The 13075-nt window shown below is 33.7% G+C and carries 12 protein-coding genes; 4 read left to right on the top strand and 8 right to left on the bottom strand.

What is annotated here, in order from left to right; translation table 11 throughout:
- The gene (locus tag FNW38_RS02150) at nt 1–1545 is read right to left on the bottom strand and encodes a peptide MFS transporter (RefSeq protein WP_143386874.1); all 1545 of its coding nucleotides are present in this window, start codon (nt 1543–1545) and stop codon (nt 1–3) included.
- Between the two features lie 86 nt (nt 1546–1631).
- Nucleotides 1632–3833 carry a S9 family peptidase gene (locus tag FNW38_RS02155; RefSeq protein WP_143386875.1) on the bottom strand — a complete coding sequence of 734 codons (2202 nt, stop codon included), beginning with the start codon at nt 3831–3833 and terminating at the stop codon, nt 1632–1634.
- Nucleotides 3834–4103: 270 nt separating this feature from the next.
- On the opposite strand from FNW38_RS02155, the gene FNW38_RS02160 reads away from it, so the two are divergent.
- The 4 genes from FNW38_RS02160 to FNW38_RS02175 all read left to right on the top strand — a co-directional run bounded on the left by FNW38_RS02160 (nt 4104) and on the right by FNW38_RS02175 (nt 8003).
- Entirely contained in the window at nt 4104–5420 is a 1317-nt protein-coding gene (locus tag FNW38_RS02160) for a hydroxymethylglutaryl-CoA reductase, degradative (RefSeq protein ID WP_143386876.1), read from the top strand.
- 211 nt (nt 5421–5631) lie between these two features.
- Nucleotides 5632–6549: a GYDIA family GHMP kinase gene (locus FNW38_RS02165; protein ID WP_144064572.1), complete on the top strand. Its 918-nt coding sequence runs from the start codon at nt 5632–5634 to the stop codon at nt 6547–6549.
- Nucleotides 6550–6876: 327 nt separating this feature from the next.
- Nucleotides 6877–7431: an REP-associated tyrosine transposase gene (locus tag FNW38_RS02170; protein ID WP_143386878.1), complete on the top strand. Its 555-nt coding sequence runs from the start codon at nt 6877–6879 to the stop codon at nt 7429–7431.
- A 203-nt stretch (nt 7432–7634) separates the two neighbouring features.
- Nucleotides 7635–8003: a helix-turn-helix domain-containing protein gene (locus tag FNW38_RS02175; protein WP_143386879.1), complete on the top strand. Its 369-nt coding sequence runs from the start codon at nt 7635–7637 to the stop codon at nt 8001–8003.
- Nucleotides 8004–8101: 98 nt separating this feature from the next.
- Here FNW38_RS02175 and FNW38_RS02180 read toward each other — a convergent pair whose 3' ends face one another.
- The 6 genes from FNW38_RS02180 to FNW38_RS02205 form a co-directional block, all read right to left on the bottom strand.
- Nucleotides 8102–8710, bottom strand: a complete 609-nt coding sequence (locus FNW38_RS02180) for a hypothetical protein (RefSeq protein ID WP_143386880.1) — start codon at nt 8708–8710, stop codon at nt 8102–8104.
- A gap of 36 nt (nt 8711–8746) precedes the next feature.
- Nucleotides 8747–9751, bottom strand: coding sequence for a peptidoglycan DD-metalloendopeptidase family protein (locus FNW38_RS02185; protein WP_185963063.1), 1005 nt, complete (start codon nt 9749–9751; stop codon nt 8747–8749).
- 932 nt (nt 9752–10683) lie between these two features.
- Nucleotides 10684–10977, bottom strand: coding sequence for a type II toxin-antitoxin system RelE/ParE family toxin (locus FNW38_RS02190; RefSeq protein WP_143386882.1), 294 nt, complete (start codon nt 10975–10977; stop codon nt 10684–10686).
- Nucleotides 10968–11192, bottom strand: coding sequence for a hypothetical protein (locus FNW38_RS02195; RefSeq protein ID WP_143386883.1), 225 nt, complete (start codon nt 11190–11192; stop codon nt 10968–10970). Before FNW38_RS02195 ends, FNW38_RS02190 begins: the two co-directional genes overlap by 10 nt.
- Nucleotides 11193–11253: 61 nt before the next feature.
- The gene (locus FNW38_RS02200) at nt 11254–12123 is read right to left on the bottom strand and encodes a tyrosine-type recombinase/integrase (RefSeq protein WP_143386884.1); all 870 of its coding nucleotides are present in this window, start codon (nt 12121–12123) and stop codon (nt 11254–11256) included.
- Entirely contained in the window at nt 12023–13066 is a 1044-nt protein-coding gene (locus FNW38_RS02205) for a tyrosine-type recombinase/integrase (RefSeq protein ID WP_143386885.1), read from the bottom strand. Before FNW38_RS02205 ends, FNW38_RS02200 begins: the two co-directional genes overlap by 101 nt.
- Nucleotides 13067–13075 lie beyond the last annotated feature (9 nt).

Genomic DNA, 13075 nt, shown 5'->3' on the forward strand with positions numbered 1-13075 from the left:
TTAGTTATTTAATTCTTTGTCTACTCCGTGCATTAATTTTTTGATTACTGGCGAAAGTGCTAAAAGAACAATTCCAAAACCAAGTCCAGTATAAAATAGATATTCAAAAAGTGTTAAGTAACTCTGTTTTGCTAAATTCAAATCAGGTGCTGTACCATTTGAAGTATCAACAGAAGCAATATTAGCTAAAATTGAAGCTATAAATTCAGAACTGGCTGTTGCTAAAAACCAAACTCCCATCATGAACCCAACGATTTTTACCGGAGACAACTTTGTAACGGCAGAAAGCCCAACAGGTGACAGGCATAATTCCCCACAAGTATGTAAAAAGTAGGTAAGAATTAACCAAATCATAGCTACTTTTCCTAATCCTGATAAATTAATCCCTAAAACTAAAGAACCAAAACCTAAACCTACAAGCAACAATGCCATTGAAAATTTTACGGCTGTATTTGGATTAAATTTGCCTAGTTGCACCCATAGCCAAGCAAAAACTGGGGCTAATAAAATAATAAACAATGCATTGAAGCTTAGAAATTGTCCCGCAGATATTGTGTACCCGAAGATAGTTCTATCTAAAATTCTGTCAGCGAATAAATTTAATGATGTATAAGCTTGTTCAAATAATGCCCAAAAAATAACTGTAAAAACAATTAAAATCGTTAAAGCTATTAATTGCTCTCTTGCTTTTTTGTCTAATTGAGTGATACTGTAATAGATGATATAAACAAACGAAACAGCACCAGCAATCATCAAAGAATAGGAAACCACTTCATGACGTTGTACCATTTGCCAAAAAATCAAAGCAGATGAAACACTAATTATGTATATTAACCATTCGTTTTTAAAACCAAAAGATTTTTTTTCCAAGAGTTCCGGCACTTTTGATTCTCCTTTTCCCATCAACAATTTTCTTCCAGAGATAAAAGTCAATAATCCAAAAAACATTCCTACACCAGCTGCTCCAAATCCATAGCTCCAACCGTAAGTTTCTCCAAGCCAAACACAAATTATAGTAGCTAAAAAAGATCCTAAGTTAATCCCCATATAAAATAATGTGAACCCAGAATCTCTTCTTTTATCCCCTACTTGATACAATTCACCAACTAATGAAGAAATATTAGCTTTAAGAAAACCGACTCCTACAATTATTAATGATAAAGAAAAATAAAATATTTGTAATGCTACATCGTCTCTTGTAATTTCTCCTGTAACCGATTGTGTCGCGGCATTTCCTTCATAAGCCATTCCTAAATGACCAAGAACAAGCATTATTCCACCAAAGACTATTGCTTTTCTAAAACCTAAATATCGGTCTGCAATAAAACCACCTATAACTGGCACAGCATATACCAGGGCTGCATAACTTCCTATTAATAAATTCCCACTGGTATCAGAAAAAAGATGGTATCTTGTCAGATAGAAAATCAATAGCGCTTTCATTCCATAAAACGAAAAGCGTTCCCACATTTCCGTAAAAAATAATATAAAAAGTGCCCTTGGATGTCCGAAAAAATCTTTTTTATTCGATGAGTCGTTTGTCATAAAGTGGTGTTATAAATTTTCTTTGATAAAGTTAGTCATTTTAGCATACAATTGAATTCTGGTTTTTATTCTGATAGATTTGAGAATCAAATTGTTTCTTTGCTTGGAGAATTGCTATCCCCTAAATTTTCTTTAATAAAATTCGTCATTTTAGTATACAATTGAATTCTGGTATTTCCACCTCTAATACTGTGATCTTTATCGGGATAAATCTGCGAATCAAATTGTTTATTGGCTTGAATCAAGGCTTCCATCATTTGCATCGAATTCTGCACATGCACATTATCATCTCCGGAACCGTGAATCAAAAGAAATTTTCCTTTCAGTTTATCCACGTGGTTTATTGGTGAATTCTCATCATAACCCCTTGGATTTTCCTGAGGTGTTTGCATGTATCTTTCCGTATAAATGCTATCGTAGAATCTCCAATTCGTTACCGGAGCAACAGCAATGGCCATTTTGAAAACATCGTTTCCTTTCAAAATACAATTTGAAGCCATAAATCCTCCAAAACTCCATCCCCAAATTCCAATTCTTGCTTTATCTACAAATGCATAATTCCCAATGACCTTAGCTGCATCAATTTGATCTTCCATTTCATATTTTCCTAATTCTTTTTGAGTGCATTTTTTAAAATCTGCACCTTTATAACCAGTTCCACGTCCGTCAACACAAGCTACGATGTATCCTTGTTGCGCTAACATCATAAACCAATACTCATTAGAACTACCCCATTGATTTACTGCCTGTTGTGATCCAGGTCCTGAATATTGAACCATAAAAACAGGATATTTTTTTGAAGCATCAAAATCTTTTGGTTTCATGATCCAAGCATTTAGTTCATTCCCTTTTTCCGTTTTTAAAACAAAGAATTCTTTAGCGGGTAAGTTATATGCTTTTAATTTTGAAGCTAACGCTTCGTTATTCTCGATAACCTTTACCTGTTTTCCTGTTTTAGCATCATTCAATGTATAAGTAGTAGGTTGCAATGCGCTTGAAAACGTGTTAATATAGTATTGAAAATTTGGACTAAAAGTAGCTGCACTTGTCCCTACATTTTTAGACAATCGCACTTTGTTTTTTCCGTCAAGACCTATTCTATAAACATCTCTATTAATCGATCCATTCTCTACTGATTGGTAAAAAACAGTATTCGTTTTCTCATCAAAACCATTGTAATTGGTTACTTCCCATTTGCCCTTGGTCACTTGATTTTTCAATTTCCCCATTTTGTTATACACATAAATATGGTTAAAACCGTCTTTCTCGCTAGTCCAAATAAAACTATTGTCTTTCAAAAAAGTCAAATTATCAGTCACATCTACATAGGCTTTGTCTTTTTCATTCAACACCACTTTTGTTGCCCCTGAATTTCCATCGATAAATAATAAATCTAAATTATCTTGATGACGATTCAATACCTGCGCAGATAAAACATTGACATCGTTCGTCCATTTCATTCGGGCAATGTAAAAATCATTGTAGTTCCCCAGATTTATGTTTTTAGTTGCATTGGTATTGGCATCATAAATATGTAGAGAAACTGCAGCATTCTTTTCACCTGCTTTTGGATATTTGAAGGTTTGAATTGTAGGATATAAATCCTTTCCAAACATAGACATGGAAAATTCTGGAACCTGACTTTCGTCAAAACGAATATAGGCCACTTTTTTACTGTCGGCACTCCAGTCGAATGCTCTTACAAAAGCAAATTCTTCTTCATAAACCCAATCTGTAATTCCATTGATGATGTTATTTTTCTTACCGTCAGTAGTAATAGGAGTCGATTTGTTTGAAGCCAAATCATATATATAAAGATTATTCTCTCTGGCGTATACTATCTTTTTCCCATCTGGAGAAAAGGTAGGCTCCTGAACCTGAAAATCGAACAACTTAGTTAATTGTTTCGTTCCAATATTGTACAAATAATAATCTGCAGTAAAAGAATGACGGAAAATCTTATTGGTATTACAAGCTAACAAAATCATTTTTTCAGAAGCGTCAAACGTATAGCTATCAATCACAGGTAATTCCTTATGATCTTTTGTATCGATTAAAACCGCAATTTTTTTCAACGTTGCAAAATCATACAAATCAATTTGTGCACTTCTTGAAGTCTGGTCAGAATTCAATACAGTGTATTGATTGGTATTTTCCATGGACTGTAATTCATCCATTCCTTTAGCAGTAAAAGCACCATTAAAGATTTTATCAATTGTGATTTTTTGTTGACCAAAAACAGTAAAACACAAGAATAAAAGTAAGGCTGTAATTTTGTTCGAATTCATATATAGATACTATTAAATTTTGGAAATATGTTATACGCCATGAGGCGTTATTTTCATTCGATATTGTTATTTTTAATCATGGCTATTTCATGATATTGATTTAAATATAAAAACCGTCAATTTTAGTGAAAAATTTACAATAATTTCACATTTGATGTGTTAAATGTTAAAAACAATATTAAACACACCCATTTATTGAGGATAATATGATAGTAAACAAAACGGCTAAAAGCGTATCTTTGCCAGTATACATACTATAATCTATTGAGAATGAATAACGCCGTAGCCGGATTTTCTAAATTATCCAAAGAAGAAAAAATAAATTGGATTGCCAAAGAATACTTTTCAAATCCCTCTGAAGCAATAGCATTACTTAAAAACTATTGGAATACAGATGAAAAAATACAGAAATTACACGATGAATTCATAGAAAACACGATAACCAACTTCTACATTCCGCTTGGAGTTGCTCCAAATTTTCTAATTAATAACAAATACAGTGCCATTCCAATGGCTATTGAAGAAAGTTCCGTGGTTGCCGCTGCCTCAAAAACAGCTAAATTTTGGTCCACTCGAGGTGGGTTTAAAGCCACTGTTATCAACACGGAAAAAATTGGCCAGGTTCATTTTATTTACAAGGGCGACATTTCAAAACTGGAATTATTCTTTATTCAAACCAAAGCAAAGTTTTTTTCAGAAACAGAATCCATTACAAAAAACATGCAAAAACGGGGCGGTGGAATTCTCGATATTGTCCTGAAAGACAAAACTAATTTATTGCCCAATTACTTTCAGCTCCATGCAACATTTGAAACCAAAGACAGCATGGGCGCAAATTTCATCAATTCGTGTTTAGAGCAATTTGCCAAAACATTAAGAGAAGAAGCATTGGTATACGAATTATTCTCTGTAACAGAGAAAAACATCCAAATAGTAATGAGCATTCTCTCGAATTATGTTCCTAATTGTCTCGTAAGAGCTGAGGTTTCGTGCCCTGTTGAAGAATTAAAAGAAAAACACATTCCAAATCCGCAAGAATTTGCAGAACGGTTCGTTCAAGCAGTTCAGATTGCCGAAGTGGAACCGTATCGCGCCGTAACACACAACAAAGGAATTATGAACGGAATCGATGCCGTTGTACTGGCTACAGGCAATGATTTTCGTGCGGTAGAAGCTGGCATTCACGCCTATGCTTCAAGGAATGGTCACTATTCCAGCTTATCACATGCCAAAATAGAGAACGGTATTTTTACTTTTTGGTTAGAAATTCCTTTGGCATTAGGCACCGTTGGCGGATTGACTTCTTTGCATCCATTAGTAAAATTATCATTAGAAATGCTTGAAAATCCATCCGCAAAAGAATTAATGCAAGTCGTTGCCGTAGCAGGTTTAGCACAAAATTTTGCCGCTTTGCGCTCCTTGACAACTACTGGGATTCAGGAAGGACATATGAAAATGCATTTAAACAATATCATCAATCAGTTTGAAGCCAATGATGATGAACGGATTTTGGTACATAAATATTTCAAGAAAAATACTATTTCACATAGTGCAGTTGTTGACTTTATTGAAAATTTAAGAAAATAATATAGTGCAACCCGGAACGCAGTCGAAGGGAGAAACTATTCCCGCTATACGTTGCAAATGAAATTCACTGAACTCAAATTAAAATAAAAGTATAGTGAAGTAATCATTTTTTCGGTAAAAACCTTAAAAAGGGATTTCCACTTCAAACGAAGTTCACTGAACTCCGATTAAAATAGAAATTAAGTGAAGTAATCGGGGCTAAAAAAAATACATGAAACAAACATTTTACAGTAACGGAAAACTTTTAATTACAGGAGAATATCTTGTTTTAGATGGTGCAAAAGCTTTTGCATTACCAACAAAATTGGGACAAAACCTGATCATAGAAAAAGGAACCAAAAAAGAAATCATTTGGAAAAGCTACGATGCCGACAAAAGCATTTGGTTTGAAGATAGCATTTCATTTTCGGATATTTTAAATGAAAGAAATTCAGAGAGCGAATCAGTTAAATCTACACTTATAGCTATTTTACACGAAGCTTTTATATTAAATCCTGATTTCATTACTCTTTCCGAAGGATACGCAATCACCACTGAACTTGGATTTCCTAAAAGCTGGGGTTTAGGCACCTCGTCGACTTTGATAAACAACATTGCACAGTGGTTACAAATCGACGCCTTTACGCTGCTTAAAAACAGTTTTGGAGGAAGCGGTTATGATATTGCTTGCGCTCAAAATGATACTCCTATTTTATATCATTTAGAACAAGGAAAACCTATTGTTGAAAAAGTAATCTTCAACCCAATGTTTACAGAAAACATCTATTTTGTATATCTCAATAAAAAGCAAAGCAGCAAGAATGCAATCGCTTCGTACAACATCAATAAAAAAAATAATCTGGCCAGAACCATTGTTTTAAATGACAAAACAACTTTTGAAGTTTTAAAAGCAACTACCCTTAAATCATTTGCTTTAGCGATTGAAAAACACGAAGCTGAAATGAGTATTATTCTGGAAATGCAAACCGTTAAAGAATCTTTATTTCCAGATTTTAATGGTGTTGTCAAAAGCCTTGGCGCTTGGGGAGGCGATTTTGTTATGGCAATTGCCTCTGAAAATCCAAATAAATATTTTGCTTCAAAAGGATTTGGAACAATTATTCCTTATGGCGAAATAATTTTATCTTAATTCTACAATTAGATTTTTATCTTAAATTCTGCTAAAGCTTCAAACAAAAACTGTACTAAAAATAAAATCCCGATACATTCTGAATGTATCGGGATTTTTTCTATTTAATTAAGTTCGAATCTAGTAATTGAATTGTTTTCTGTTGTCTTCAATTTTAGCATTCCCTTTCAATGCAGGAATAACCCGATCGCTCGGATATGCAGTAAACTCGCTCTGTTTGGATAGCGCAGAATTGCATTCTGTGCCCACCAACGAGAGCAAACAAAACAATTCAAAAAAAGCTACACCGTAAAAAGTTGTAGCTTTTTTAGTATCTTTAAAACAAAAATGTCAACAAAATACAAAGCCACAACAACAGACGAAGCTTATTTTATAACTATAACAACAGTAGGTTGGATAGATATTTTTACAAGATTGAATCAGAAATACATTATTACAAACGCATTGAAACATTGCCAAGAAAAGAAAGGCTTAGAAATTTATGCCTATTGTTTAATGTCAAGTCATTTGCATTTGTTGTGCAAAGGCACAAATGGTTTTATTTTGTCTGACATAATGCGAGATTTCAAGAAATTCACATCAAAACAAATTGTAAAAACCATACAAGAAGAACCAGAGAGTCGAAGAGAATGGCTGCTGGAGTATTTTCAAAAATCTTGCGAACATCTCAAAAAAGACCAAAAATATAAAGTTTGGCAAGGAGGGTATCACGCCGAAATTGTTGAAAGCAATTGGTTCATAAAACAAAAAATAAATTACATTCATAATAATCCTGTGAAAGACAAAATTGTAACTCTTCCTGAGGATTATTATTTTAGCTCAGCAAGAAATTATGCAGGATTAGATTATGAGTTAGAGGTAATTTTGTTAGATTTGTTTTAGTTGCCAATTGCAGTGGGCACGGTTTGCAAAACCGCGCTATCCGTATCAAGAAATATTTTGCATATACGAGCGATCGGGATTAGAATTATTTGTTGCTAATTTTTCTACTGCAAAAATAGATTTAAGTTTACATAAAAGCAACTATAAAGTTTATTATATTTCTACATATTGCTATTAGTGTTTATTATTTCTATTTTTGTCTTATGAATTTAGCGGACAACATAAAAGTAATTAGAGAAAAACAAGGGCTTCTACAAAAAGAAGTCGCCCTACATATCGGCGTGGATAAATCTACTTATAGCAAGATTGAAAAGGGTTTAAGAGAAGTTACCGTTGCAGAACTGCAAAAACTAACAAAGCTCTTTAATCTTACTGCTGACCAAATTATGAACTACAACGAAAACAGCATTCCTACTGAAGTAGTGATTGAAGATAAATCTACTATAGAGCAAATGCAATTGATACAGCAATTAGATGAGGAAGACAAAAGCACCGTCTTTAAAATCATAGACAAAATGCTCACTACCAAAAAATTTAAAGACTTCTTTAATAAAAATGTAGCGATGTTATAAAACAAAAAACCGAGCAATTGCTCGGTTTTTTTATTGCTTATTTTGTCTGCCCTCGTTTGTGCGCACAAACGTGACGCTTGCGCCAGGGGGCTGGTAATTTAGCCCTTTTTATATATTCTCAAAAATACAACTCTACAGCTGTCTAAACTCTTTGGATAAATACTCTTATCGTTAGTTTCTTTTGATTCAATAATTATTTCAAAATCAGCAACATCCGTGTTTTCAGAACAATCTAAATGATATTGAATGTTTTTGTCTTTTAAAATTAAATTGCCTTCATCATAATCAACACTAATACTATTCCTGTAAATAGCATTTTTTAAAAGATCTCCTATTCTTAATGTAGAATTTTTCAAAAAAGCATTTGAATTTGATTCAAGATAATTAGGATGTTTTCCTTTCACATCTCCATATATAATTTTTACCCATTCATCTTCAGAATAATAAAAATCACCCTCTAGCCACTCATCATATTCATCATTCCCAATAGAAGTTTGACTTTTAAACCAGTCTTTTTTCTTTAAATCATCGCTTGTACTACTTAACATATAGTTAGCATCAAGTCTAAAATCAATATTCTCTTTTTTTTCATGTTCTTTTTGAACTTCTTTTGTGTCTTCTATTTTCTTAGGGGATTTATTACAAGATAAAAAACACAGTATAAGATAAAATAAAACGAAATACTTTATTATAGAATTCACTTGCATGTTATGTATTGCTTTTTGTTATTAAAATTTAAATTATTATAATTTAGATGGATCTACAGGAGTAGCTTGATTTTTACTACTTTTTTTAGCTGTAATTATTACCTCTTGTAATTCTTGACCTTGAAATATTTTACTGTCTTGCAATTTTTCCCAATCTCCTCCATATTTCCCAAAAAACTCTTCATTAGTAACAGTTCCATATTTTCTTTCTAGAGGACTTATTAAATTTCCATCTTTATCAGCACCATCTACATGCAAATGCGCAGGATAATGTGTTCCTTTGCTTTTATTTGAATAACCAGAATTTCCAGTTTTAGCGAATATCTGACCTTCGCTTACAACATCTCCTTTGCCAACATTAATCTCGCTTAAATGCATAAACCTCACTTTATCACCATTTGAATATTCTATAACAACAAATTTCCCTGTGCCATCAGAATAACCTGTCGAAGAAATTTTACCATCTCCAAAAGAATAAATATCGGTACCTACTGGTGCTTTTAAATCTACTCCAATATGCGGAGAAGTACCTACTCTTCTTGTTTTAAAGAAACCAGAATTAATGGTTGCTAACATTCCATCCGAATTATGCTGTCTTTCTTTTGCATTCATCTTGTTAACTCCATGAGCCTCATAAGCATATTCATACCATTGTCCTTTATGACCAATTGAGGTCATATCTTTAACATAATGCTTATCAGCTAAAACATACTGCTTGTTTTTGTTTCTAATGGTAAAATTATCTTCAACTCTTATAAGAGTTTTTGGATCGTGAACAGCGTTACTCTTCAAAGGAATTTCAATATTCCCATCTTTATCTATAAAATAAAGAGGATTATTAAAACCATAACGATATGGACTCCAAGCAGACTCTTCGTGAGTTTTTTTGTCTATTGCAAACCATCTTCCCACGCGTGGATCTAACATCCTTGCCCCAAAATCATAACTGTTCCCTTCACCTTTCAACTCATCATCTTTTTCATGGCCACCGAAACCATATCTGTATTGAGTACTAGACGAATGCCTGTTCGGCACAAGCATACCGAAAGGGTCAAAACCTATGCGATATTTTGCTGGGTGTTCGCAAGTATTAGCACACCTTTTCTGATTTTTTTCAGTATTTTTTTTAAGAACGTATCCCTTACATCTTCCTTTGTAAAAATAATAAAATATTCCGCATTCCTTCATTATCACTGCAAATATTCCCTAAACTTCCTGCTTATCACTTGTCTTGGCTGATATCCTTTATTTGGCGCTCGATTTTTTTAGAAGATTGCTAAAACGATAATGTTCTTTTTCAGACAGATGCCCCTTGGCAATCTTCTGAAAAAATGAGCAAACAACCGTAGGGCGTTAGTATGCGGTTATACAATAAACACCCCAAGTGAAGCAAAAAAAGCGGTGCTTGCAAGGAGCGTTTTTTGCTGAACGGGTGGCGGTGTTGCGGTCACTGACAGCCACCCTAGACCGAGAACGAAGCGAAGTTTTTACGTAGCGAAAGTGTAGGGATAGGAGCGTGAAACGGCAACCGAAAAAGTGAAGCTTCAGCGGAACAAATAATTAAAATCAGCGTTAGCGTTCCTATTGAGGTTGATGGCTGGCGGTAGAGCAACCGCCAAAACACAAGGGGCGACAGACGCAAATACGGCTGAATGAAGTGCAGCGTAGTTTACGAAGCAAAACGCAATGAAGCTGTATTGTGGATGTAGTAGCCCCGACGAACGCAGGAAGCGACCGTGTGGAGATGAGGGCGAGGAAGCGTAGTAACTGCCTGCCCTTTTTCAGGGCTGGCAGGTGCTATGCGTACGAGTGAACTGTGAAACGGAGGCTTTTTCAGCCGACTGGAACAGCCGAACGCAACAAAGGAAGCGACCGGAGGGAGACCGCTTTTTGCTCTGCTGTTTGGATTTGGATTGTTGTTTTGGAACTGAATTTTTAAACATAAAAAAACCGCTCTTTTGAAGCGGTCATTTTTAATATTTCGGGTTTTGTTTTGTTCCTCTAAAATTTACTATTTCGACAGAACCTTTTTTGGTATTTACTCTGTAAACCAAATAATTATTCTTGTCAACAATTGCTTTGTACAGCTTTTTATAGGTTTCTGATTTTGGGAATAGTTCTGGATTAAGACTAATTTGTTTGGTTACTTGTTTTATCTTCTTTTCCAGTTGCAAAATCTCTCTTACCGTCCATTCTGCCTCTAAATATTTTATTACTCTTTCTAATCCTTTGTCTGCTTGTGGCGTCCATTTTATTTCTAATGCCATTTTGCAAATTTACCCATTACTGTTTCGTGACTTACAAATTCATTATTATCGGCTTGCTTTATGCCAATTTCTATTTCTGCCTGTTCTTCAGTTGATAATTCGCTAAACCAATCTTTTTTATTAGCCTTTAAAAATTTTTCAAGCTTCCCTAAAAGACTTTCATCAACAGTAGTTAACTCTTGTATAAAACTATATTTTCTAGCTGCTAAATCCATAATATTAACCTTTTTAAGTGTTTTACAAATGTACAAATTCTGTTCCATATTTCTATTTTTTTTAATTTATCGGATGAAAATTATTAATCATTTCGTGAAGAGATTCTAAATTGTCTTGTTTATAACGCTCGGTAGAACTAATATATCGGTGTCCTGCAAGGTATTGTGTTTTTCGTAAATTGTGTATTTTAAGCCAGTTTACAATCACGCTGTTTCTGATTTGGATTGCATTTTGATAACTGTAATTGATTAGCTTTAATTCCTCGCTTATCTTTTTAATCACGTTGTTAATGTTGGTATTTCCGTAGCTTGATGTAAATAAATTCTCTTCTCCTTTTGGTACTATTTTCGGGCGTATTTGTTGTATGTATTCCATCATTTCCATTAACTGCCACGGTTTTAATTCGAGTGTTCGCCCGTTAGTTCTTTTGGTTTGTGGAATGGTTATTTTGCCTTTGTAAAGTTCTATATGTTCTTCTTTTAAACACTGTAATTCTTTGCTGTGTAAACCTTGATAGACCAATAACCCTATAATTATTTTGTTTCGTTTCCTTGCCAGATCATTATCTTTTGTTTCGTAAGAATAGTATAAATCTTCTAATTCGTCAGCCGTTAAAAGATTGCCTAACACCGTTTTTACTTTGCCTTTTATATTGATGTTTTCTATTGGATTATCGTTACGATAATTTTCTTCCTGTAAGTATTTGAAGTATATTTTTAAGTTCCCAATGTAGCTTTGTAGTGTATTGGTTTTTATTCCTGTCTTTTTTAATTTTTCTACATATTTCAAAAATGTTTTATAATCGATGCTTGCAGCCGTTGTGCCAAAATTATTCATCCATATATCTAGGCGAACGATAGCCCTTTGGAATGCTGGAAAACTCTTGTTGCTGTAACCGTTTTTCTCTAAGTAGGTTATGAAGTTTTTCATCGTTATTGGTTTTTGATTTGTCTTCTAATAAATGCGTATAGATTTGTGTGCTTTCTAAACTGCTGTGTCCTAAAAATTGGCTGATGGTTTCAATATTTGCTCCTTTTTCCAGTAAATGCGTGGCAATGGAATGGCGTAAAATATGAGGCGTAATTTGCTTTTGTATAATGGTTTTATCTTGTGTGGCTTCGACTATTTTGGTTAGTCTGTTGCATAAACTTTGTCCTTGCAATGGTGTTCCCCGATAATTAATCAGTAAATATTCGGTGTCTTTGTAGTCTTTAAATCGTGGTCTGTAATCGTAAATATATTCTTCAATAATTTTAAGATTGTAATCGTTTATTGGTACATATCGCTCTTTGTAATTCTTGCCTTTTCTCACATAAATTCGTTCTTTGTCAAATAAAATGTCTTTGATTTCCAGATTGATTGCTTCGTTTCTTCGTAGTCCGCAACTGTATAATAATACTAAAATTACGGTATCTCTTTTGCAGATTCTTTGTTGGTTATTGCTAAATTCTGTGGCTTTAAATAGTTGTTTGATTTCGTCTTGCGTGAGTATTTGTAAGCTATCCCGCTGGTTTTGTTCTTCTCGTTTTAAATGGATATTGATGCCTTTGTGATTGTGTGCTTTTAAATAATCATTGAACTTGAACAGGGCTTGTAAATGTTTGTTTAAATATGCTTTGCTTAATCCTCCGTCCCGGGCTTGATTCTCTCTTGTTTTTAGATGGTTGTAATACTCTTTTATGATTTGTATGCTTATATGATTGACTGTATTGATGTTGTTATTTTCCAAGTAATGAAAAAACTCCCGCAGGTGACTGGGTAAACTTTTTATGGTACTTTCACTATAACCCAATATGTCCAGCCAGTTGTCGAAGTCTTTTACAATTTCCAGATAACTTTCATTTTTTATGGGGGTGTACGTTGTTTTTTGCATTTTGAGTGG

The organism is Flavobacterium gawalongense (assembly GCF_007097265.1).
Taxonomy (GTDB): Bacteria; Bacteroidota; Bacteroidia; order Flavobacteriales; family Flavobacteriaceae; genus Flavobacterium; species Flavobacterium gawalongense.